19 protein-coding genes are annotated in these 23,148 nt (G+C 70.0%); 14 read left to right on the top strand and 5 right to left on the bottom strand.

Annotated elements, in window-relative coordinates:
• The first annotated feature begins 20 nt into the window (after window positions 1–20).
• Both AB0F17_RS02545 and AB0F17_RS02540 read left to right on the top strand, forming a co-directional pair.
• Window positions 21–1,142 (top strand): amidohydrolase family protein, encoded by a 1,122-nt coding sequence (locus tag AB0F17_RS02545; RefSeq protein WP_358014964.1) that lies wholly within the window; start codon window positions 21–23, stop codon window positions 1,140–1,142.
• A gap of 56 nt (window positions 1,143–1,198) precedes the next feature.
• Window positions 1,199–2,413 carry a M20 family metallopeptidase gene (locus tag AB0F17_RS02540; protein WP_358014961.1) on the top strand — a complete coding sequence of 405 codons (1,215 nt, stop codon included), beginning with the start codon at window positions 1,199–1,201 and terminating at the stop codon, window positions 2,411–2,413.
• Here the strand turns inward: AB0F17_RS02540 and AB0F17_RS02535 are convergent.
• On the bottom strand, window positions 2,379–2,969 hold the full coding sequence (locus AB0F17_RS02535; RefSeq protein WP_358015662.1) for a TetR/AcrR family transcriptional regulator: 591 nt from the start codon (window positions 2,967–2,969) through the stop codon (window positions 2,379–2,381). The two genes, AB0F17_RS02540 and AB0F17_RS02535, sit on opposite strands and share 35 nt — an antisense overlap.
• A gap of 110 nt (window positions 2,970–3,079) precedes the next feature.
• Between AB0F17_RS02535 and AB0F17_RS02530 the strand changes: the two genes are divergently transcribed.
• The 4 genes from AB0F17_RS02530 (at window position 3,080) to AB0F17_RS02515 (ending at window position 10,164) form a co-directional block, all read left to right on the top strand.
• Window positions 3,080–4,774: an FAD-dependent oxidoreductase gene (locus AB0F17_RS02530; protein ID WP_358014958.1), complete on the top strand. Its 1,695-nt coding sequence runs from the start codon at window positions 3,080–3,082 to the stop codon at window positions 4,772–4,774.
• Window positions 4,771–6,243 (top strand): FAD-dependent monooxygenase, encoded by a 1,473-nt coding sequence (locus AB0F17_RS02525; RefSeq protein ID WP_358014956.1) that lies wholly within the window; start codon window positions 4,771–4,773, stop codon window positions 6,241–6,243. Before AB0F17_RS02530 ends, AB0F17_RS02525 begins: the two co-directional genes overlap by 4 nt.
• Window positions 6,244–6,254: 11 nt before the next feature.
• The gene (locus tag AB0F17_RS02520; RefSeq protein WP_358014954.1) at window positions 6,255–9,116 is read left to right on the top strand and encodes a glycoside hydrolase family 2 TIM barrel-domain containing protein; all 2,862 of its coding nucleotides are present in this window, start codon (window positions 6,255–6,257) and stop codon (window positions 9,114–9,116) included.
• A gap of 238 nt (window positions 9,117–9,354) precedes the next feature.
• Complete coding sequence (locus tag AB0F17_RS02515; protein WP_358014951.1) at window positions 9,355–10,164, top strand: methyltransferase domain-containing protein; 810 nt, start codon at window positions 9,355–9,357, stop codon at window positions 10,162–10,164.
• Window positions 10,165–10,205: 41 nt separating this feature from the next.
• On the opposite strand, the gene AB0F17_RS02510 is transcribed toward AB0F17_RS02515, so the two are convergent.
• Complete coding sequence (locus AB0F17_RS02510) at window positions 10,206–10,424, bottom strand: DUF397 domain-containing protein (RefSeq protein ID WP_358014949.1); 219 nt, start codon at window positions 10,422–10,424, stop codon at window positions 10,206–10,208.
• The gene (locus tag AB0F17_RS02505; RefSeq protein WP_358014946.1) at window positions 10,415–11,260 is read right to left on the bottom strand and encodes a helix-turn-helix transcriptional regulator; all 846 of its coding nucleotides are present in this window, start codon (window positions 11,258–11,260) and stop codon (window positions 10,415–10,417) included. Before AB0F17_RS02505 ends, AB0F17_RS02510 begins: the two co-directional genes overlap by 10 nt.
• Before the next feature lie 196 nt (window positions 11,261–11,456).
• On the opposite strand from AB0F17_RS02505, the gene AB0F17_RS02500 reads away from it, so the two are divergent.
• The gene (locus AB0F17_RS02500; RefSeq protein WP_358014943.1) at window positions 11,457–11,999 is read left to right on the top strand and encodes an ATP-binding protein; all 543 of its coding nucleotides are present in this window, start codon (window positions 11,457–11,459) and stop codon (window positions 11,997–11,999) included.
• A 283-nt stretch (window positions 12,000–12,282) separates the two neighbouring features.
• Window positions 12,283–12,666 carry a hypothetical protein gene (locus AB0F17_RS02495; RefSeq protein WP_358014940.1) on the top strand — a complete coding sequence of 128 codons (384 nt, stop codon included), beginning with the start codon at window positions 12,283–12,285 and terminating at the stop codon, window positions 12,664–12,666.
• Window positions 12,667–12,840: 174 nt separating this feature from the next.
• Here the strand turns inward: AB0F17_RS02495 and AB0F17_RS02490 are convergent, their stop codons facing one another.
• Together AB0F17_RS02490 and AB0F17_RS02485 are read right to left on the bottom strand one after the other, a co-directional pair.
• Complete coding sequence (locus AB0F17_RS02490) at window positions 12,841–14,226, bottom strand: cytochrome P450 (protein WP_358014937.1); 1,386 nt, start codon at window positions 14,224–14,226, stop codon at window positions 12,841–12,843.
• A gap of 142 nt (window positions 14,227–14,368) precedes the next feature.
• Window positions 14,369–15,346, bottom strand: a complete 978-nt coding sequence (locus tag AB0F17_RS02485; RefSeq protein WP_358014934.1) for a hypothetical protein — start codon at window positions 15,344–15,346, stop codon at window positions 14,369–14,371.
• 185 nt (window positions 15,347–15,531) lie between these two features.
• On the opposite strand from AB0F17_RS02485, the gene AB0F17_RS02480 reads away from it, so the two are divergent.
• From AB0F17_RS02480 to AB0F17_RS02455, 6 genes are read left to right on the top strand one after another with little or no spacing between them, the layout of a single operon-like run.
• Window positions 15,532–16,551 carry a LacI family DNA-binding transcriptional regulator gene (locus AB0F17_RS02480; protein WP_358014931.1) on the top strand — a complete coding sequence of 340 codons (1,020 nt, stop codon included), beginning with the start codon at window positions 15,532–15,534 and terminating at the stop codon, window positions 16,549–16,551.
• 14 nt (window positions 16,552–16,565) lie between these two features.
• Window positions 16,566–18,173 carry an FAD-dependent oxidoreductase gene (locus AB0F17_RS02475; RefSeq protein WP_358014928.1) on the top strand — a complete coding sequence of 536 codons (1,608 nt, stop codon included), beginning with the start codon at window positions 16,566–16,568 and terminating at the stop codon, window positions 18,171–18,173.
• Window positions 18,174–18,204: 31 nt separating this feature from the next.
• Window positions 18,205–19,464, top strand: coding sequence for an extracellular solute-binding protein (locus tag AB0F17_RS02470; protein ID WP_358014925.1), 1,260 nt, complete (start codon window positions 18,205–18,207; stop codon window positions 19,462–19,464).
• A gap of 1 nt (window position 19,465) precedes the next feature.
• A complete protein-coding gene (locus AB0F17_RS02465; RefSeq protein WP_358014922.1) occupies window positions 19,466–20,407 on the top strand; it encodes a sugar ABC transporter permease in 942 nt (313 codons plus the stop codon).
• Complete coding sequence (locus AB0F17_RS02460) at window positions 20,397–21,227, top strand: carbohydrate ABC transporter permease (RefSeq protein WP_358014919.1); 831 nt, start codon at window positions 20,397–20,399, stop codon at window positions 21,225–21,227. The genes AB0F17_RS02465 and AB0F17_RS02460 overlap by 11 nt, the downstream gene beginning before the upstream one ends.
• A 17-nt stretch (window positions 21,228–21,244) precedes the next feature.
• Window positions 21,245–23,098: a hypothetical protein gene (locus tag AB0F17_RS02455; RefSeq protein WP_358014916.1), complete on the top strand. Its 1,854-nt coding sequence runs from the start codon at window positions 21,245–21,247 to the stop codon at window positions 23,096–23,098.
• Window positions 23,099–23,148 lie beyond the last annotated feature (50 nt).

Genomic DNA, 23,148 nt, shown 5'->3' with positions numbered 1-23,148 from the left:
GTGACCCCCACAATGGGGGAATGACCGACCTCGTGGAGACCATCGAACGGCTCGCCCTGGTCGACCACCACGTGCATGGAGCCACCGCGCGCGACCTGACGCGCACCGCGTTCGAGGAGCTGATCACCGAGTCGGACCGGCCGGTGCCGCACTGGATGACCCAGTTCGACTCCCAGAGCGGCCACGCGATCCTGCGCCACTGCGCGCCGGTACTCGGCCTCGACCCGTACGCCACGCCCGAGGAATACCTGGCCAGGCGGGCCAGGCTGGGCGCGGCCGAGGTCAACAGGCGGCTGCTGGCGGCCGGTGGGGTGGGCCACTTCCTCGTCGAGACCGGCTACCGGGGCGAGGAGATCCTCAGCCCGGCGGGCATGGCCGAGGCCAGCGGCAAGCCCGCCGACGAGATCGTCCGTCTGGAGTCGGTGGCCGAGCAGGTCGCCGGCGGTGACGCGGCCGGGTTCGCCGGACGGTTCGCCGAGGCGCTGCACGAACGCGCCCGCACGGCCCGCGGCCTGAAGACCATCGCCGCCTACCGCCACGGCCTCGACTTCGACCCCGCGCCGCCGGGCCCGGACGAGGTGGCCGAGGCGGCGGGCCGGTGGCTGGCGGAGGGCGGCCGGCTCCGGGACCCGGTGCTGCTGCGCCACATCATCTGGGCCGGTCTCGAGCTCGGGCTGCCCCTGCAGTTCCACACCGGCTTCGGCGATCCCGACGTCGACCTGCGCCGGTCGGATCCGCTGCTGCTGCGCGGGCTGATCGAGCTGGCGGAGCCGACGGGGGTGCCGCTGCTGTTGCTGCACTGCTACCCGTACCAGCGGCAGGCCGGGTTCCTCGCCCAGGCCTATCCGAACGTGTACTTCGACGTGGGCCTGGGCGTCACCTACACCGGCGCGCGCAGCGCCGGGCTGGTGGCGGAGAGCCTGGAGCTGGCGCCGTTCGCCAAGATCCTCTTCTCCTCCGACGCCTGGGGGCCCGCCGAGCTGCACCATCTCGGGGCCGAGCTGTGGCGGCGGGCGATGGGGCGGGTGCTCGGCGGCCTCGTGGCCGACGGCGAGTGGTCGGCCGCGCAGGCGGTGCGGGTGGCGACCATGGTGGGGGCCGAGAACGCCCGCCGCGTGTACGACCTGGGCCCGGGAACGTGAGGAACGCGGAGGAATGGGCAGGCGGGGGAGACAGGAGTGACGAGGGGAGTACGTGAGTGAGTCCGGGGGAACTGCTGCGCGAGGCGCTGCGGGCCGAGCTGCCCGCGGCCGCGGAGCTCAGACGGGAGCTGCACGCGCAGCCGTGCGTGTCGGGCAAGGAGGGGCCGACGCTCAAGCGGGTGCTCGACGCGCTGTCGGGCGGCCTCGTGGAGTACGTGGCCGGCACCGGCGCCGTGATCAGGATCGGCGGCCCCGGCCCCGCGGTCGGCGTGCGCGGGGAGCTCGACGCGCTGCCGATCGCCGAGCGCACCAGCGTCCGCTGGGCCGCCACGAACGGCGCCATGCACGCCTGCGGCCACGACGTGCACCTGGCCGCCGTCGTCGCCCTGGCCCGCGCGGTCTCGAAGGTCCGCGCCGCTGTGGACGAGGGCGTGGATTCCCCCGAGAAGACGGCCTACTGGAGCTGGGACGCCGTCGCGCCGCTGGTCGTGGTGCTGCAGCCGCGCGAGGAGACGAACCCCTCCGGCGCCTTCGACGTGGTCGAGTCCGGCGTGCTCGACCGCCACCAGGTACGGGCCATGATCGGTGCGCACGTCCAGCCCGTGCTCGCCTCCGGCGTGATGTCCTGCACGCCGGGCGCGGTCAACGCCTCGGCCGACGAGTTCGAGCTGACCGTCAGGGGTGCCGAGGGCCACGCCGCCTACCCCCACCTGGCCCGCGACCCGGTCGTCGCCATGTCCCAGATCATCGTGGCCGCCCAGCAACTGGTCAGCCGGGCCGCCGACCCGATGGTGCCCACCGTGGTCACGTTCGGCATGGTCAACGCCGGTACGGCGCCGAACGCCATCCCCGGCGAGGCCGTGGCCAGGGGGACGCTGCGGACCATGTCCGAGTCGTGGCGCCGCGGCCTGCACGACCGGTTCACCCAGGTGGCCGAGGACGTGGCCAGGGCGCACGGCTGCCACGGCGAGGTGCGCGTGCTGCTGGGCGAGCCGGTGCTCGCCAACGACCCCGCGCTGGCCGTACAGAGCGGGGAACTGCTGCGGCACCAGGGCTGGACGGTCACCGAGGAGCTGCGCTCGTGCGGCGCGGACGACTTCGCGGCCTACGCGTCGGTGATGCCGTCGTTGATGATGTTCGTCGGCGTCGACACCGGCGCCGGGTTGCACAGCCCGGACTTCCTGCCGCGCGAGGACGCCGTGGCGGCCACGGCCGAGGCGCTGCTGGCCGGATATCTCACGGCGGGGGGTCGTCCAGCACGCGCGGGATGATGTCGACGAGCAGCCCGACCAGCGCCTCCTCCAGGAACACGTGCACCTGACGCCGGGTCAGCCGCCCGCGCCTGAGCCACTCCGACGAGGTGGCCTCCGCCATGCCGCTGAACCCGCGCAGCATCCCGCGCACCTCCGGCCGTGACCGGGCCACCGGCCCGAGGCCGACCACCTCGATGATGTGGTCCACCACCCGCTCCCTGGCCGCGTCGACGATCCGCTCCAGCTCGGGGTCGCCGCCCGTGCCCAGGGCGGCCAGCCAGGTCTCCTGGTTGCGTTCGAGCAGCTCCAGCCAGCCGTGGACGCTCTCGCAGACCCGGTCGCGCACGCTCGCGCCCTCGACGTACTCGGGCACCGGCACCGGCGGCACGCTCAGCAGCTCGGCCACCGCCGCCAGATAGAGCTCGCGCTTGGTGCCGAAGTAGTGGTTGAGCAGCCCCCGGCTGACCCCGGCCGCGGCCGCGATCTCGGTGTTGGACACCTCCCCGTAGGGACGCTCGCGGAACATCGTCCGCGCGCGGTCCAGGATCTGCTGCCGGCGGTCGTCGGGGTCCATCCGTTCCACGCCGGATTTTTTCCCGGTTGGCGCTCCGTCAATCCCTATTGGCGGAGCGCCAACAACGTGTTACGAATCTCTGCAAAGCCACCTCACGCCTTGGAGGCGACATGAGTGAGGGGACGCGCAGAGACTTCTTCAAGATCACCGCAGCGGCCGCGACCGTCGGCGTCCTGGGCGCCGCGCAGGCGCCGGGGAAGCGGGTGGCCGTCCTGGGCGGCGGTGTGGCCGGGCTGTCGGCCGCGCACGAGCTGATCGAACGCGGCTTCGAGGTCACCGTGTACGAGCGCAAGGCCCTGGGCGGCAAGGCCCGCAGCATCGAGGCGCCCGGCGGGTTACCCGGCGAGCACGGCTTCCGCTTCTTCCCCGGCTTCTACTTCGACCTCACCGACACGATGCGGCGCATTCCGTTCCCCGGCAACGCCCAGGGCTGCTGGGGCAACCTGACCCGCGCCACCTCCTACCTGCTGGCCCGCCAGGACCGCCCTGACCTGACCGCGCCCTTCCCGTTCCCCCTGCCGACCAACCCCAGCATCTACTCGCTCGGCAGCCTCATCTCGACGCTGATCTCCGGTCTGCAGACCGTCTACAAGATCTCGCTGACCGAGGCGTCGTTCTTCGCGCAGAAGATCGCCGTGTACGCCACCAGCAGCGACGAACGGCGCCTCGGCCAGTGGGACCGCATCACCTGGGCCGACTTCATCCGGGCCGACTGGTTCTCCGACGAGTACAACAAGATCGTCGCCGACGGCACCGTACGCAACCTCGCGGCCACCAAGTCCAAGGACGCCAGCACCCACTCGATCGGCCTGGTCGGCGAGGCGACGCTGTGGAGCGCCCTCGGCCTCGGCAACGAGCCCGGCGGATCGATCGACCGGGTGCTCGACGGTGCCACCAGCGAGATGTGGATCGACCCGTGGGTGGCCTACCTCCGCTCGAAGGGCGTCCAGTTCAACGTCGGCTGGACCGTGGACGGCCTCACCCTGTCCGGCGGGCGGATCATCGGGGCGACGGCCGGGGCCGCGGGGACGATCAGCGCCGACTGGTTCATCGTCGCCATGCCGTCGGAGCGCGCCACCCGGCTCATCACGCCCGCGCTGGTCGCCGCCGACCCCAGGCTGGCCGGGATCGCCCGGCTGCGGCAGGACTGGATGAACGGCCTGATGTTCTACCTCAAGAAGGAGCTGCCGCTGACCCCCGGCCACGTCAACTACGTCGACTCCGCCTGGGCCGTCACCTCGATCAGCCAGGCCCAGTTCTGGAACCGCGACTTCTCGACGTACGGCGACGGCACCGTCAAGGACTGCCTGTCCACGATCATCTCCGACTGGTTCACGCCGGGCACGTTCAACGGCAAGCAGGCCAAGGACTGCACGCCGCAGGAGATCGCCACCGAGGCCTGGAGCGAGATCAAGGCCCACATCCCCGAGGTCACCGACGACCTGCTCCACTCCTGGTTCCTCGACCCGGCGATCCAGAGCGGCACGAACGACGAGCCGCTGTTCATCCAGCACCCCGGCTCCTGGAGCGACCGGCCCGACTCCAGGACCGCCATCCCGAACCTGTTCCTGGCCGGGGACTGGGTCCGCACGCCGATCAACGTCACCACCATGGAAGGCGCGAACCAGGGGGCCCGCCAGGCGGTCAACGCCCTGCTGGACGCCGCCGGGTCCAGCGCGGCGCGGTGTTCGGTGCATCAGCTCTACCGCTCGCCGCTGTTCGAGCTGGACAAGGCCGAGGACAAGCTGCGGTACCGGCTCGGCCTGCCCAACAAGTGGGACATCCGCGACACCCGATGGCCATGACGGAGGGGCTTTCGCCACGTCCGGTGGCCGCGACCGAGGGACGTGCGCGGCGCTCGGTGGCCGCGACGGACGCTGACGTCGTGATCGTCGGCGCCAGGTGTGCGGGGTCGGCCGCCGCCATCGCCCTGGCGAAGGCGGGGCGAAAGGTCATCGCGGTCGACTCCGCGCGTTTCCCCTCGCCGACGATCTCCACCCACCTCATGTGGCCGGGCGGCCTGGCCGAGCTCGCCCGGCTCGGCGCGCTGGACCGGGTGGCGGCGCTGGGGGCGCCCCGGCTGCCGCTGGCCTCCGTCGATATCCCGGGCGTGCGGGCCGCCGGCGGGTACAGCGCCGTCGACGGTATCTCGTACGCGATGTGCGTCCGGCGGGCCGGGCTGGATCTGGCGCTCGTGGAGACCGCCCGGTCGGCGGGGGCGGAGGTGCGTGAGGGGACCCGGGTGACCGGGCTGCTCTCCGCCGAGGGGCGGGTCGCCGGGGTCGAGGTGAACGAGCGAGGCGGGCGCTCCTACGCGCTGCGCGCGCCGGTCGTCGTCGGGGCCGACGGCCGGCGGTCCACGGTGGCCCGTCTCGTCGGGGCGGCTGACCCGTACCTGAGCCGGAGGGACGGACGGGCCTGCTACTACGCCTACTTCGATGATCCGCACGAGGCGCTGCGGGCGGTCGCGTCGCAGTGGCGGCAGGGGGCGGAGCTGGGGACCGCCTTTCCGTGCGACGGTGGGCTGACGTTGGTGCTGCTGATGCCGCCGGACGCACGCGCCGCCAATTTCCGGAAATATCCCGAGAAGGAGTACGACAGGACGATCGATGAGCTGTTGCCGGGTTTGGGGGAGCGGTTGCGGGGGTGTGCGCGGCGGTCTCGCGTGTTCGGCGCGGCGGGGCTGGAGTCGTACTTCCGGGTGTCGGCGGGGCCGGGATGGGCGCTGGTCGGAGACGCCGGGCACTTCAAGGACCCGGTCACCGCGCAGGGCATTCGCGACGCCCTCCGTTTCGGCCGCCTCCTGGGGGAGTCGCTCGCGGGCCTGCCCGACGGTTCGGGTCCTGTCAATACCGGCGTTTCTGGTGGTATGGGCGGTACGGATGCGGTGCTCGCGGAGTGGGAGCGGCGGCGGGACCGGGAGTGCCTGGAGGCGTTCTACTGGACCGACCGCACCGGCCGCGCGGACCCGGTCGGCCCGCTCGACGTCGAGATGCATCGCGCCCTGCGCGCCGACCCCGCCCTGATGACCCGTTTCCTCGACGTCTACTCCCGGATCATCCGCCCGGCCGAGGCGCTCACCACGCCGCGCCTCGCCGGTTGGACGGCCCGAGCGCTGCTGCGCCCCGGCACCGATCGCCCGGCACTGCTGCGGTTCGTGGCCAGGACCGTCCGCGAGCTCCGGCAGGAGAACAAGCAGGTGAACCGGCGCAGACTCGGGCTGAGCAGTACGGACACGAAACTCATCGCTGACGAAACCGCCCAGAACCTTTAGGCTCATCGACGATGGATCTCGAAAACTTCGCCCCTGGTTCGGGTCGCCTCGACCCCAGGGCCGCACTCCGTTCTGACGCCCGTTCCTTCGACCTGAACGGCGACTGGCGCTTCCGCCTCTCGCCGAGCGCGAACCTGCCCGACGACTTCGCCGACCCCGGCTACGACGACTCGGCCTGGGACTCCCTGCCGGTGCCGTCGCACTGGCAACTGCACGGGCACGGCTCGCCCGCCTACACCAACGTCGTCTACCCCTTCCCCGTCGACCCGCCGCACGTGCCGAACGAGAACCCGACCGGCGACCACCGCCGCACCTTCGACCTGCCCGAGGGCTGGACCGGCGGGCGGCTGCGGTTCGAGGGCGTGGAGTCCTTCGCCAGGGTCTGGCTGAACGGCCACGAGCTGGGCTTCTCGACCGGCAGCCGCCTGCCGGTCGAGTTCGACGCCGGACCGTGGCTGGTGCCGGGCCGCAACGTGCTCGCCGTCCGCGTTCACCAGTGGTCGGCCGCCTCCTACCTGGAAGACCAGGACATGTGGTGGCTGCCCGGCATCTTCCGGGACGTGTCGCTGACCCGCTCGGCCGCCGACGTCTTCGTCCACGCCTCCTATGCCGACGGTCACGGCACGCTGAGCTTCGACGGCCCCGGACGGCTCGCCATCGCGGAGCTCGGCATCGCCGACCTGGCGCCCGGCACCGAGATCACCGTCGACGCCGAGCCGTGGACGGCTGAGACGCCCCGCCTGTACGAGGCAGTCGTCACGCTGCCCGACGAGTCCGTACGGGTGCGCGTCGGGTTCCGGACGATCTCCATCGAGGACGGGGTGCTGCTGGCCAACGGCCGTCCCCTGCTGTTCAAGGGCGTGAACCGGCACGAGTTCCACCCCGAGCACGGCCGCGCCGTACCGTACGAGACCATGCGCGCCGACGTCCTGCTGATGAAGCGCCACAACGTCAACGCGGTCAGGACCAGCCACTACCCGCCGCACCCCGACTTCCTCGACCTCTGCGACGAGCTGGGTCTCTGGGTGATCGACGAGTGCGACCTGGAGACGCACGGCTTCGGCGAGGTCGGCTGGCGCGCCAACCCCACGGACGACCCGCGCTGGGCCGAGGCGTTGCTGGACCGGATGCGCCGCACGGTCGAACGCGACAAGAACCACCCGAGCGTGATCATGTGGTCCCTCGGCAACGAGGCCGGAGTCGGCCGCAACCTGGCCGTCATGGCCGACTGGACCCGGCAGCGCGACCCGTCGCGGCCGATCCACTACGAGGGCGACCGTTCCTGCGCCGACACCGACGTGTACTCGCGGATGTACGCCTCGCATGCCGAGGTTGAGGCCATCGGGCAGGGGGTGGAGGAGCCGCTGTCCGACCCCGAACTGGACGCGCGGCGGCGGGCGATGCCGTTCCTGCAGTGCGAGTACGCCCACGCGATGGGTAACGGGCCCGGCGGCCTGGCCGACTACCAGGAGCTGTTCGAGCGGTACCCGCGGCTGGCCGGCGGGTTCATCTGGGAGTGGATCGATCACGGGCTGGCCCACCCGTCGTTCGAGTACGCGTACGGCGGCGACTACGGCGAGCCGGTGCACGACGGGAACTTCGTGATCGACGGGCTGCTGTTCCCCGACCGGACGCCCTCGCCGGGGCTGCTGGACCTGAAGAAGGTGTTCGAGCCGGTCCGGTTCGAGTTCGCGGAGCAGGTCGTGCGGGTGGCGAACCACCACGGATACCGCGACCTGTCGCACCTGGGATTCGTCGCGGTGGTCGAGGAGGAGGGCGTGCCGGTCGCCGAGTTCCCGCTCGACGTGCCCGCGGCGGGGGGCGAGGTCAAGCTGCCCGACCTGCCTGCCGGGGAGGGGGAGCGCTGGCTGACGGTACGGGCCGTGCTCGCCGCCGACCAGCCATGGGCCGATGCGGGCCACGAGGTGGCCTGGGGCCAGACCCGTCTGTCACCTGAATCCGGGGAGAGCCTGGCATCTGGCGTCCAGGAACAGGCTCGCCCGGCATCCGAGGCCGGAGGCGCGGGGGCTGTGGCGGACTCGGGCTCCGGAGCTACGGCGAGCTCGGGCTCCGGAGCTGTGGCGGGCTTGGACTTCGACCCCGCTACCGGGCGGCTCACCCGCCTGTTCGGGATCGAGGTCGAGGGGCCGCGGCTGGATCTGTGGCGGGCGCCGATCGACAACGACACCTACGGCGGTCTGGCGGACCGGTGGCGGAACCTCGGCCTGCACCGGCTCACCCACCGGGTGGACGCCATAGAGACCGGCGACGGGCTCACCGTACGCGCCAGGGTCGCACCGGCGGCCACCGACCTGGGCCTGCACGTCGTCTACCGATGGGTGGCGACAGACGGCGGGCTGGAGCTGACGGTGGACGTCGAGCCGGACGGCGACTGGACCGAACCCCTCCCGAGGCTCGGCGTCGTCATGGCGCTGCCTGCTGCGTTCGGCGACGTCACCTGGTTCGGCAGGGGCCCCGGCGAGGCGTACCCCGACACCGGCATGGCCGCCAGGGTCGGCCGCTGGTCCGCCACCGTGGAGGACCTGCAGACGCCGTACGTCTACCCGCAGGAGAACGGGCACCGGGCAGATGTCCGGTGGGCCGAGCTGACCAGCCCGTCCGGGGGCATCAGGGTGACGGGCGACCCGGTCTTCGGCCTGACCGCCCGCCGCTGGACCACCGCGGAACTGGAGGCGGCCCGCCACCGGCCCGACCTGAAGCCGGGTGACCGGGTGCACGTCAACCTGGACCTCGCCCAGCACGGGGTGGGCACCGCGTCGTGCGGCCCGGCCACTCTGCCGCAGTACGAGCTCCAGGCGCGGCCGGTCACCTTCCGCCTCCGCTTCGACCCCGCTGGACCATCCAACGTCTGACGGCCCGGGGCCTGATAGCCGTCGGTTTGACGGCCCCGGGTTGGATGGCCCGGGGTCTGACGGCCATCAGCCCGACGGGCCGGGGTCTGATGGGCCGGGGCCGAGGGCCCGGGACGGTCGTGTGCCGAGTCCCCGGGCTGGTCCCGCGCGCCTGCCGTTCCCCGCCACCGCCAGCCCCCAGCCCACCGCGAATCCCTTTCTGCTCTGCCACAACCCCCCGCTGCCGCAAGGAGACGTCTTGGATGCCAAGCAGTACATGGCCGGTGTGTTCGACCGCGCGTCCGGCACCTACGAACAGGTCGGCGTGCCGTTCTTCGCCCCCGTGGCCGCCGAGCTGGTACGACAGGCCGCCCCGGAGCCGGGCGACCGGGTACTGGACGCCGGATGCGGCACCGGCGCCTCGCTCGTCCCGGCGGCCGGAGCGGTCGGGCCGACCGGCCGGGTGGTCGGGCTGGACCTCGCGCCGGGGATGGTCGCCGCCACCGCCGCCGAGATCGAACGGCACGGCCTGACCCACGCCACAGTCCTCCAGGGTGACGCCGAACGGGCCGAGCAACTCCTGCCCGGGGAGCGGTTCGACGTCGTCCTGGCCGGGATGATGCTGTACTTCCTGCCCGACCCGCTGACCGCCGTACGCTCCATGACCGGCCTGCTCCGGCCCGGCGGCCGGCTGGCCGCCAGCCTGCTGGCCCAGGCGAGCCCGGCCGAAACCGAGCTGCTCGGCCTGGTGGCGCGGGCCCTGGCCCCGTTCACCACAGCCGCGGGCACCGCCCCCTTCCACCGCACCCTCAGCACGGCCGAGGAACTGACCGAGCTGCTAACAGAGGGCGGCCTGGACGGGGTCCGCTGCGAGGACGTGGTGTTCGAGGTGATCGTCGAGGCCGGGCAGGTATGGGACTGGCTGTGGTCGGCCGCCCGCCGCGCCTCCCTGGAGACCATCCCCGAATACCTGCACCGGGAGGCCAGGGCGGCCCTGGAAGACGCCCTGGCGTACAAGACGTTCGTGCTACCCCGCACGGTCCGATTCGCCACCGGAACCCGCACCTGACGGGACACGACGGCCCCGGGCGGAGCGCCGGGGCCTCGTGGTCAGTCGAACAGGCCGTTCTTCGCGCCGTTTATGAACTTGTCCCAGACGGCCCGGCGGAGGACCCACGGCTGGATGTCGGGCTGCTCCGTGTCGCGCAGGGCGACGCGGCCGTCGGACAGGTGCTTGGCCTCCAGGCACTCGCCGCCCTGGCCACTTGATGCGGTGATCCATCCTGCTGGATCCGCGATCTCCCTGGTGATTCTTTCGCTCAGCTCCACGCTGCAACTCTCCCCTTGATGCGCTGCATTGAGAGGTACTCGGGGAGCGCCGCCTTACGCACGCATTCGAGCCTGGCCACGAGCCGTTTGATCTCTTCGGGTTTGTCGACGACGCGACCGTGAAGGGCTGATTCGACGTACGCGGCGATCGGCACTCCGTTCTCCTGCGCCAAGACAACCGGGCCCACCAGCACTGCCGTACACGAGGCCTCGTACGGGACGAGTTGGACGCTGAACCAGTTGTTCTCGGCCATGACGATCAGATGTTCCAGCTGGCGACGGGTCACAGAACCGTCTCCAATCGGACGATACAGGATGCTTTCGTCGATGACGGCGAGGTATTGGGGCGGCTCGGGCCGGACAAAGATGGCCTGCCGTTCCAAGCGGGCGTGGACTGCCTCCTCCACCTGTTGAGGCGTCGCGTCCGGTTCCCCGGAGAAGATCGCGCGAGCGTACTCCTCGGTCTGCGCCAGCCCTGGCACGATCAGCGGGGCGACGCTGATGATCTGATCTGCCTTCCGCTCGATCGGCGGCCACTGCCGATACCAGTCAGGCATGCCCTTGCCGCTGATGGCCGGCCAGTAGGTGAGCAACGCACCCTCCAGGCCGAGCGCCTTTTCGCAGAGCTCTATCAATTCGCGTGTGGGATTCTCGTCGCCGCGCTCCACGTTGCCGATGCGGCTTTTGCTGTAGCCAATGCGGTCGGCGAGCTGGCTCTGAGTCAAATTTGCGGCGAGTCGGTATTTACGTAGTTCCGCGCCGAAACGCGCTGTTGGGCTGGCGGTCGGGTCCAGCTCTTTAAGTGGTGGCATCACTGCTCCCTGCGCCAGGTCCATTCCAGCTTTCTGGTTTAGTGCCAGTGAAAGTCTGGGACCGCTCTGGGACTTTTCTCGCACACAAGTAGCTCGTTGCGAGCAGCGTTGTGAAGTGGTTGGCGGCAGATAGTAGGCCGCCGTCTATATGGCAGGGGCTGGCGAGATCTTTGCTGGCATATGCGGGGAAGTGGATGTTTGGGACAAAAGGTGGCGAAAAATGGCAGCGCTTGACATGCGGATGGTCGGCGATATGAGGTTTCCCGGTCGTCCGGACATTATGAGTGATGTACGGATTTATGCGACGCGGTGGCTCGTTGTCGAACGTCCCGAGACCGCCGAGGACGAAGATCTCCTGGATAATCTGCGCCTCCTGGCCACCGAACTTTCGGCCAATGCCATAAAGCACACGATCTCCGGCCGATGGAGACGCGGATCGTTCCGGGTCCGCATGCGGCTGGACCCCCGACGGGTCCGCGTCGAGGTGATGGACCAGGGATGGTGGTCGAGGCCACGCCTCCGCAACGACCTCAGCGAGACCAGCGGCCGTGGCCTGCACATCGTGGAGGCCCTGGCCGCGACATGGGGCGTCAGACGGCGGTGGTTCGGGCGCGCGGTGTGGTTCGAACTCCCCATCCCGTCCCAGGCGCCCTCGCCGCCGCGTGAACGAAATGACGTTTGCCGGACGTCGATCAGGCTCCCGTGCCTTCCGCAAGGCTTTTGGGCATGGGATGATGCGGGCCGCGACCCGGTGCCGGAGTAAGCGGCGACAGGTAGGCCCGATACAACACCTGCTGGAGCAAGCTCGTAGGCGTCGGTGAATGCATCAAAAAGGGGGAGAACGTCCGACCGCAGGTTGAGGACGGTGTACATCTGTACTCAGCAAAACCGGGCCGAGAAGGCTGAACGCGTATGTCCCTGCGCCGGGAGCTATTAGGCTAACGGATGCCCATAGAGCTTGATCGGTCGGCGTGCGGGCGTACAAAGAGAGCTGAACAGCGAATGTATCACCCGCCTGTCGGCTCCCGCCCACCATCGAGAGGATCATGATGCAGTCTGCGGCAGACGAGCCGGGTCGCACTTTCCGCGAGGCCTGGATCGCCGGGGTGAACAAGCACTACCCTGGCGAACCCAAGCCGTCCTACGTCACTCCTTGGGAGGAGACGCCCGAATGGGAACGTGAAGCTGCTGCCGCCGTCTACAGCCAAGTGCGGACCTTCGTCGAGATCAGCGCTGGCAGCACCGCGAAGCTGACCCGCGAACAGAGAGGCCGTTTCGTGGCCCTGTGCTGGATCGCTCAAATCTATAAGCACATTGAAACTCCAAAGCCGTCTTATGTGGCCGATTGGGAGTATCTTCCCGAGTGGCAGCGTGAGACCGACGCGGATATTTTTGAACGTATCGAAGATGACGCTTCGCCGACAGGCTGAGGCACTGCAGCCACTACTCGGGCGTCGCACCGTTGTCCGCTGCGAGGACGTGGTGTTCGAGGTGGTCGTCGAGGCCTTACGCGGTCGGCCTGTGCCGGACCGTGGCGCAGATGCTGCGGTCCGTGCGGGTCGCGTTCACCGGGCCCCGCAGATGAGGTGACTCGGCTCGGCTCCTTATCGTGGGCGACGCAGCCCGCGCAGGAAGTTCCATAGTGGGGAACGGGGTGCCGGTTGTCCGGCGGCCTCGTCCGCTGGGGACGGCTGCGCGTCGGCGGGACCGGTGGTAGGTGCGTGGATGTGGTCGGCGGCGAGTTGGTACTGGACGGGCAGGGACCGCAGCGCTCGCATGAAGGGGGATGGGCGCCAGGGCAGCTGGTCGGCTGGAAGTGCGAGCTTGATCTTGGAGAATCGGTCGAAGAGTCGGCGTACGGCGATGATGGTGATCTGGGTCGCCAGCCGTTGGCCCAGGCAGCTGTGTGGTCCCGCTCCCCATGCCATGTGTGCGCGGGTGCTGCGGATGGCCTGGCGATCGATCGCCCCGGCGAACCGTGGGTCGGCGTGGGCGGCCGCGACGGAGAGCATCACCGGATCGCCGGCGGCGATCGTGTAGTTGCCCAGTTTCACGTCCGTCATCGGGAAGCGGAAGGTCAGGTTGGCCATCGGCGGATTGAGCAGGGCGACCCGGTTCACCGTCTCGTCGATGGATCCCACCGACAGGCTCTCGCGGACATCCGGGTTGGAGATGACCTCGACGACCACGTTGCAGACGAGGCTGGCGGTGAAGTCCAGCAGGCCGGGCAGCATGAGGAGCTCGCGGGCCAGCTCGTCCAGGGTGAAGTCCGGCTTGGCCTGGATCATGTAGGAGGGCAGGTCGTCTCCGGGATGGTCGCGCTTGGTGGCCGCGAGTTCCCTCATGGCGGCGTACAGGCGCTCGAACGCCGCGGGCGCGTCGGGCCCGGCGTCGATCATCCGCCAGATGTCCATCACCACGTCCTCGCCGCGCGCCGCGGTGAAGCCGAGCAGGCGGTTGGCGACCATCAGCGGGAGCGGCCGCGCGTACTGCGCGGCCAGGTCCGCCCATCCGGTGGAGCCGCCTTCCGCCAGCACGTCGAGGAGGTCGTCGGCGTAGCGCACGATGGCGTGTTCCAACTTCTTCGCCTGCGCTTGGGACGGTTCCTGGAACGGTACGAGCGCGCTGGTCCACGCGGCCCGCAACTCGTGCTGCGCGGTGCCCTCCTGGAATGCCGAGCTGTTGACCTGGAAGACGGGGAGCAGGGGCCAGTCCGCCGGTACCCGGCCCTCCACGTAGGCGTGCCACCGGTCCACATGCTTGCTCCAGATGCCGCCCGAGTTCTGCAGGACGCGCAGCACGTCCTCATAGCCGAGGACGAACCAGACCGGCACCCCGAGGAGATCGACCGGGGCGACCGGTCCGTACTTGGCGCGCAGGCGTTCGTGCACGAGCGCGGGATCGGCGTCGTAGTCCCTGGTCAGCAGCGGTTCTATGGACGTCGGCGCTGGTACTTCGGTGGGCTGCTGGGGCCACGTGCCACGGGTCACGGGGACGTACTACCTCTCTGGTTGCCGCTCCCTCCGCACGAATGACGCGTTCTGGGAGCTTTCCGCCGATTAGCTCAAGAGGTCAGTAAGCATCACGTATACCGGCGGTGACGGCAAGTACTCAGAGTGTGAATCGCGAATGTCAGACAGCCCGGGCGATGCAGATGCGTGCGTTCAGTCGCGGCCCCGCCTCGTAGAACATGTACGACACACCGTCCTGGGTGCCGAACGACGGCGCCGCCACCCTGCCGTTGTCCGAGGCGATCGGGGAGTGGAAGACGCCGAGGTGCGTCTCCTTGTCGAACGCGTTGCCGACCTCGGTGATCCGCATCATGCCGTCGTTTCCGTGGTAGGCCACGTAGGTGGTTCCGTTGCGTTTGACGAGGGTGGCGCCGGAGATGTCGGTCAGGCCGTCGGGTTCGGGGTTCACCAGCGGGGTCGCGCTGAACTGCCAGCCGTCCCAGCCGTTGGGCGACCAGCCGTAGAAGATGCGGCGGCCGTTGCGCACCCCCATGAAGGTCATCACGTACTTGTTGTTCCGGCCGGGCAGCGCATGCTCGAAGACCCGCGCGTAGGAGGTCTCGGAGGTGCCGGGCACCAGGCGGGTGCTCAGGATCGGGGTCTCGTCGGTGAAGGTGACGCCGTCGGTGGAGCGGGCCACGCGCGTGGTGTAGTTCTCGCCGTGGAAGTAGCAGAAGAACTGCCGGGTGGCGGCGTCCCAGGTCACGTGAGGTGAGGACACGTGTGAGACCGTGGCGGTCGGCAGGTGGTTGTCGATGAGCGGGTTGCCCGAGTAGTCGTTGAAGGGGCCGGTCAGGGAGTTGGCGAAGGCCACGCAGATGCCGCCCGGCTCCTCATGCGGGGCGTAGTAGAGGTAGTAGCGCGCTCGGGGATCGCTGAGCTTGTCGTACACCCCTCTGATGCAGGGGAAGATGAACTCCCCCGTCGGGTTGTGGCTGAGCGGCAGGGCCAGCGCGTCGCGCAGGTACCGGTAGGTCGGCATCCCGGCCGGGCCCGCCGCCGCGCTCGCGGCCGGTCCGAGGCTCAGGCCTGCGGCCACGCCCGCCGCCGCGCCCAGTAACACGGTCCGCCGTCGGATCAATGGCTGGGGAGTGTCCACTTCGACTCCTTCACGCTGCGTCGCGGTGCGGATTCACACGCTCTCCCCAGGCGGAACGCCGTGTCAAGATGCTAATGCGAATTATCACCGGGAAATCCACTCTTGACAGCACGGGGTGCCGTGCGAAAGATAAGGCCCTACCAACTTGCTAATGCGCATTGCCGAATCATGGGAGAACACAGACGGTGACCGGCCCGGGCCGACGTCTCACGCAGCAGGACATCGCCAAGATGGCCGGCGTGAGCCAGACAACGGTGTCCCTCGTGCTCAACAAGCGCGGCGACGCCGAGGTGCGGATCGCCCCCGAGACCCGCGAAAGGGTCCTGCGGGTGATCAAGGAGACCGGCTACGTGGCCGATCCCGCCGCGCGGCGGCTCGCCGACGGCCGCAACCGCATCCTCGGCGTGTTCACCTACGAGGCGGTCTTCCCCACCGAGAGCGCCGACTTCTACCACCCGTTCCTGGTCGGCATCGAGGAGTGCGCCGAGGAGATCGGCTGCGACCTGCTGCTGTTCACCAGCGCCAGGGCGGTCTCGGGGGCGCGACGGCAGATCTTCAACGAGGAGAGCCGCGTGCGGCTGGCCGACGGCTGCCTGCTGCTGGGCCGTACGGTCGACCGTGACGACCTGGCCCGGCTGCTGGCGGAAGGGATCCCGTTCGTCTCCGTCGGCCGCCGCGACGACGCGGGCGGGCCGGTGCCGTACGTGGGAGCCGACTACCCACCGGCGGTCCGGGCACTGGTCGAGCGGGCGGTGGCCCTCGGCCATCGGCGGCTGGCCTATGTCGGGGCGGGCACGGGCGGCGAGTCCAGGGCCGACCGCCTGCGCGGGTTCCAGGAGGGTGTGGCGGCCAACGGCGCCGACGGCCGCCACCTCCCGCCCGAGGCACCTCTGGAGGACCTGGTCGCGGCCGGGGTGACGGCGGTCTTCGTCGAGGAGCACGCCGACTGCGTCGCGCTCGCCAGAGCGGCCAGGGAGCGCGACATGGAGATTCCCCGCGACCTGTCCATCCTCACCCTGGGCGCGTTCACCCGGCCCGTCGAGGCCGACACCGACTTCACGGGATTCCGCATCCCCAGGCGCGAGATGGGCCACAGAGCCGTACAACTGCTGGCCGGAGTGCTGGAGACCGGCGGGACCCCACAAGAACTGCTGCCCTGCGAGCTGATCGCCGGCAGCACGCTGGCTCCGGCATCCGGAATATGACAGGAGATCCCTACGTGGTTGAGATATCGGCAGACGCGGTCATCGTCGGCGGCGGGCTGGGTGGCGTCGCCGCCGCGCTGGCCCTGCTGCGGGCCGGCCGCACGGTGGTCCTCACGGAGGAACACGACTGGCTCGGCGGCCAGCTCACCAGTCAGGCCGTCCCGCCCGACGAGCACTCCTGGGTGGAGCGGTTCGGTGTCACGGCGAGCTATCGGACCCTGCGCGAAGGCATCCGGCAGTACTACCGCGACCACTACCCGCTCACCGAACGGGCGCGGGCGCAGCGGGAGTTCAACCCGGGAGCCGGTCACGTGAGCCGCCTGTGCCACGAGCCCAGGGTCGCGGTCGCGGTGATCGAGGCGATGCTCGCCCCCTACCGGGGCTCGGGCCGGTTACGGGTGCTGCAGCCGTACCGGCCGGTGGGCGCGGAGGTGGATGGCGACCGCGTCACTTCGGTACGGCTGGCACATCGTGACAATGACGCCGAGCAGATCGTGCTGCGCGCGCCGTACGTGCTGGACGCGACCGAGACCGGCGAACTGCTGCCCCTGACGGGCACCGAGTACGTCACCGGATTCGAGTCGCAGTCCGAAACAGGCGAGCCGAGCGCGCCCGCCGAGGCGCAGCCGCTGAACATGCAGGCCGTCTCCGTCTGCTTCGCGGTCGACCACGTCGACGGTGACCACACGATCGACCGGCCCGCCTCCTACGACTTCTGGCGAGCGTACGAGCCGCCCTTCTGGGGCGACAAGCTGCTGTCGTGGCGGTGCCCCAACCCGCGCACTCTCGCGATCATGGAACGTTCCTTCACCCCCAATCCCGACGACGACCCCCAGCTCGTCGAGGCCGACCAGCGCGTCAACCCGGGCGACGCCAACCTGTGGACCTTCCGCAGGATCGCCGCGCGCCGCAACTTCACGCAGGGCGCCTACGCCAGCGACATCACCCTGGTCAACTGGCCGATGATCGACTACCTGGAGGGTCCGGTCATCGACGTGCCGGACGCCGACCGGCACCTGGCGGCCGCCCGCGAGCTGTCCCTGTCGGTGCTGTACTGGCTGCAGACCGAGGCCCCCCGCCACGACGGCGGCACCGGATACCCGGGCCTGCGGCCGCGCGGCGACGTCACCGGCAGCGCCGACGGACTCGCCCAGGCCCCCTACATCCGCGAGTCCCGGCGCATCCGGGCCCTGACCACCGTCGCCGAACAGGACCTGTCGGTGGCGATACGCGGCGACAAGGGCGCCGTCTCCTATCACGACTCCGTGGGCGTGGGCATGTACCGCATCGACCTGCACCCGTCGACCGGCGGCGACAACTACATCGACGTCGCCTGCTCCCCGTTCGAGATCCCCCTCGGGGCGCTGATCCCGCAGCGGATGACCAACCTGCTGCCAGCCGGCAAGAACATCGGCACCACCCACATCACCAACGGCGCCTACCGCCTGCATCCGGTGGAGTGGAACGTCGGCGAGGCGGCCGGCGCGCTCGCCGCCTTCTGCCTGGACCGCGCCACCACGCCGCACGCCGTGCGCGCTGACGACCGGCTCCTGGCCGACTTCCAGCACCGGCTCGTCCGCGACGGCGTGGAGCTGCGCTGGCCCGACGTCACCGGTTACTGAAGCGTCATCGACGGCAAAAGGAGAAACCCCCATGAAAGCACCCGGGAAACTGGCGGCCCTCTCGCTGACCGCCCTCCTCGTGACCACCGCCTGCGGCGGCGGCACCGCGCCGGCCGCGCAGGGCCCGCAGCCGCTGCGCATGTCGATCTGGACCTCCAACGAGGCCCACCTGAAGCTGTTCAACGAGATCGCCGCCGAGTACCGCAAGTCCCACCCGCAGGTCGGGAAGATCACCTTCGACCCCATCCCGTTCGAGAACTACACGACCACGCTGACCACGCAGATCGCCGGCGGCAACCCCCCCGACCTGGCGTGGATCCTGGAGAACTCCGCCCCGGACTTCGTCGGCTCCGGCGCCCTCGTCCCGCTCAAGAGCAAGATCGAGAACGTGGGCGAGCTGGTCCCGGCCGCCACCCGGCTGTGGGAGCGTGACGGAGAGCTGTACGCCTACCCGTTCTCCACCTCGCCCTTCGGCGTCTTCGTCAACACCGACCTGGTCAAGGCCGCGGGCCAGAAGCCGCCGCGCGAGCTGATGAAGGCCGGCCAGTGGGACTGGGAGCACGCCAACGAGATCAACAAGGCCATCGCGGCGAAGGGCAAGAACGGCCTGACCATCCTCAACTTCGACTACAAGGCCTGGGACAACCTCGCCACCGTCTGGCAGGGCTGGGGCGCCAAGGCGTGGAGCGACGACGGCGGCACCTGCCAGTTCAACGCGCCCGAGATGGTCGAGGCCATGACGTTCGTGCACAAGGCGATCTTCACCGACAAGTCCATGCCGGGGCCGGGCACCGCCGTCGACTTCTTCTCCGGCGACACCGCGATGGCCGTCGCCCAGATCTCCCGCGCCGCCATGCTGAAGGACGCGACGTTCAAGTGGGACCTGGTGCCGCTGCCCGCCGGGCCGAAGGGCAAGTACGCGGTCATCGGCCAGGCCGGGATCGGCGTGCTGAAGAAGTCGCCCCGGGCCCAGCAGGCCACCGACTTCCTCGCCTACTTCGCCAACGCCGCCAACGCCGCCAAGCTCGCCGCGTACTTCCCACCCGCGCGCGGCTCGCTGCTGACCGCCGACACCATGGCCAAGACCAGCCCCATGCTGAACGGCGAGCAGCTCCAGGAAGTGGTGATCGACGGCATCCAGAAGGGCGTGGTCAAGCCCAGCCACGCCGGTCAGGCCGAGCTCGCGCAGACCGCCAGGGCCGCCCTCGACCCGCTGTGGAAGCCGGACGCCGACGTCAAGGCGGTGCTGGACGGCGTGTGCGCGAAGATCCAGCCACTGCTGGGCGGATGACATGGCGGCGACGGACCTCCGCGACCGGGTGGCCGTGCGCGCCGCCACCCGGCCCCGCACCTTCTGGACCGTCCCCCGGCGCGACGCCCTCGTCGGCTACCTGCTGATCTCCCCGCAACTCGTGGGCAGCGTGCTGTTCGTCCTGCTGCCGCTCGGCCTGGTCGTCTACTACAGCTTCCAGGAGTGGAACGTGCTGGCGGGCACGTTCGAGTACGCCGGCGCCGAGAACTACGCCAAGCTGCTCGCCGACCCGAAGATGGGGCAGGTGCTGACCAGCACCGCGCTCTTCTCGGCCGGTCTGGTCGTGCTCAACCTCACCCTCGCCCTCACCCTGGCCATCCTGCTCAACCAGCGGCTACGCGGCACCACGTTCTTCCGCACGCTGTTCTTCTCGCCGGTGCTGGTGTCGCTGGTCGCCTGGACGATCGTCTGGCAGTTCCTGCTCCAGCAGGACGGCGGCGTCAACGGCGTGCTCGGCCTGGCGGGCGTCGAGGGCCCCAACTGGCTGCGCGGCGAGACCACCGCCCTGCTGTCGGTCATCGTCGTCCAGGTCGTCAAGAACGTGGGGCTCAACATGGTCCTGTTCCTGGCGGCGCTCCAGGGCGTGCCGCGCCAGCTCTACGAGGCCGCGCAGCTCGACGGCGCCGGCGCCTGGACCCGCTTCCGGCGCATCACGGTGCCGCAGATCAGCCCGACGATCCTGCTCACCTCGATCATCACCGTGGTCGGGTCGCTGCAGGTGTTCGCCCAGATCGCCGTGCTCACCCAGGGCGGGCCCGGCATGTCCACCACGGTCCTCGTCTACTACCTGTACCAGCAGGCCTTCCAGTTCCGGCACCTCGGCTACGGCGCCACCCTGTCGGTCCTGCTGTTCCTGATCGTCGCGGCGCTGACACTGCTGCAGTGGCGGCTGCGCCGGAAGTGGGTCTTCCATGAGTCGTAGGGTCAAGCTCGCGCTGTACGGGCTGATGTGCGTGTTGTGCGTGCCGTTCGTGTTCCCGACCTGGTGGATGGTCACCTCGTCGGTGAAGCCGATCAGCGACATCTTCGCCTTCCCGCCCGCGCTGGTGCCCTCCAGGTTCGACTTCTCCACCTACGGCCGGGTCTTCGAGCTGCAGCCGTTCGGGCAGCAGTATCTCAACAGCCTCTACATCGCGGCGGTGGTGACCGCCGGCACGATGGCGGTGGCCGCGATGGCCGGCTACGCCTTCGCCCGCATCCGCTTCCCCGGTCAGAACGCGCTCTTCCTGGTCGTGCTCGTCGGCCTGCTGATCCCCAGCGAGGTGACGATCGTCCCGCTGTTCCAGATGTTCCACACGGCGGGGCTGACCGACACGCACTGGCCGCTGATCCTGGTGCCGATCCTGGGCGCGCCCGGCGTGCTGGCGACGTTCATCATGCGGCAGTTCTTCATCACGCTGCCCGGCGAGCTGGAGGAGGCCGCCAGGGTCGACGGGCTCGGCCGCTTCGGCACCTTCTACCGGGTGGCGTTGCCGCTGGCCAGGCCCGCGCTCGGCGCCGTCGCCATCTTCACGTTCCTGCACTCGTGGAACCTCTACCTCGAACCCATCGTGTTCCTGTCCACCCCGTCGAAGTTCACCCTGCCGCAGGCGCTCACCCAGTTCGTCGACGCCTACGGCTCGCCCCTGTGGAACGTACAGCTCTCGGCCGCGACGATGACCGCCCTGCCCATCCTGGTCGTCTTCGTGCTGGCCCAGCGGCAGTTCATCGAGGGGCTCGCGCACACCGGTCTGAAAGGCTGACCATGCTCTCTCGCCGAATGCTCTCTCGCCGCACCCTCCTCCGCGCCGCCGCCCTGCTCCCGGCCGTCCCCGTGCTCATGCCCGGCACCGCCTACGCCGATGTGGCGCCATTGCCAGGTCTGGACCGCAGGTTGTTCGCCCCCCACGAGCAGCGTTTCGCGCCGTACCTGGCCACCCTCACGCCCATGGTCAACGACATGGACGACACCGGCTTCTTCGCCGGCGGCTGGTGGCGCTCGCCGGCGGCGCCGTACAACGCCCGCGTGCAGGAGCACGTCTTCACGCTGGCCTGGTTCTACGCCAACGCCCGCCCGTGGAACCCGTACTCCGGAGACCCGAACCTGCTGGCCGCGCTCGACGCGGCGCTCGGCCACTACCTGTCGCTCCAGCACGCCGACGGCTCCTTCCCCGAGTACAACCGCAACGAGCACGGCCTGGCCCCCACCGGGTTCGGCCTCGGCTACCTCGCCAAGACGCTGCGGATCCTGCGCGCGACCGGGGCGCTGCCCACCCGGCAGACCCAGATCAGCGCCGCCTTACGGACGACGATGACGTGGTTCCTCGACCCCGCCAACCGCACCGTCTGGCAGGAGCCCCTCAACTACGCCAACCAGACCGCCTCCGGCCTGGCCGGGGCCACGCACGCGCTCAGCCTCGACCCCGATCCCGCGCTCGCCACGAGCCTGCGCGAGGCGTTCGCCAGGATCGCCGCGACCGGCGTGAGCTCCGCGGGCTTCTTCCACGAGGAGGGCGGCCACGACATGAACTACAACTTCGAGGTCATGCTGCCCGAGCTGGCCGACGCCTATCTCCACAGCCAGGACCCGCACCTGGTGGACATGGCCCGCAAGTTCACCGGCTTCCTGTCCTACAACCTGCTGCGCGAGCCCGACGGCGCCGGGTACCTGGTCAACGTCGCGCCGTCCACCCGCACCAGCGCGCGCTGGTACGACGAGGTCCGGCCCGATCCCGACAGGACCGCGCTCAACTGGACGTTCACCCGCCAGGTGCCGCTGCTGTCGGCGTTCATGACCGCCCGCGAGGACCTCGCCGACGCCCGCGCCACCTGGGCCGCCTCCACCGAACCGGTGACACCGCTCGCCAAGCAGGACACCTCACCGCGCATCCTCACCCATGGCCTGTACGGCGAGCGCTTCCCCACCCGGCGGCAGCGGGCCGCCGCCATCGCGGACCTGCCCTACCTGCGCTCGAACGACTTCGTCGAGCTGCGCAGGGACCGCGGCCAGGACTTCCTGTACGTCCGCAAGCCCGGCCTGTACCTGGGCGGCTACTTCGGCGACCGCGCCTCCCGCGCCCGCACCGGCCTGACCTTCCTGTGGCATCCCGAGGCCGGCACGATCATCTGCGGGCTCAACGACAACAACTACGCCTGCTGGTCCACCGTCTTCCCCGGCCAGGCGCCCGACTCCAACGGCCCCCTCCCGGCCGCCTACTTCCGTGGCGCCCCCGGCGGCAGCGAGTGGACCGGCGGCCGGGCCCCCGCCGCCCTCGGCATCCGGTACGGCAACGCGAACGTCACCACGGACGTCCTGGTCACCCACCGGACGATCCGGCGTACGGTCACGGCGAACGCCGCGGCCACCGAGCAGATCCCCCTCGTCCTCCAGCCCGAGGACGTCCTCACCTTCACCGACGGCACGCCGGCCACGTTCGGCGGCTCCACCACCGCCACCGCCGACGGCTTCGACGTGCGCCGGGGCCGCACCACGATCCGTTTCCGCTGGGGCACCCCTCTGCAGGCGACCGTCGCGGCCGGCACCGTGCGCTACTTCCGCGACGGCAGCCGCCGCTTCCATGCCCTTCGCATCCCTCACCAGGGCACGTTCGACCTCACGGTCATTTTGGGCTGACGCGTGGGCTTCGCCGCCCGTCCAACCCCACTGACGGAACGATCAAGCCA

The sequence above is a fragment of the Nonomuraea sp. NPDC026600 genome (assembly GCF_040638335.1).
Classification (GTDB): Bacteria; Actinomycetota; Actinomycetes; order Streptosporangiales; family Streptosporangiaceae; genus Nonomuraea.
This window is presented reverse-complemented; position numbering and strand designations above follow the sequence as displayed.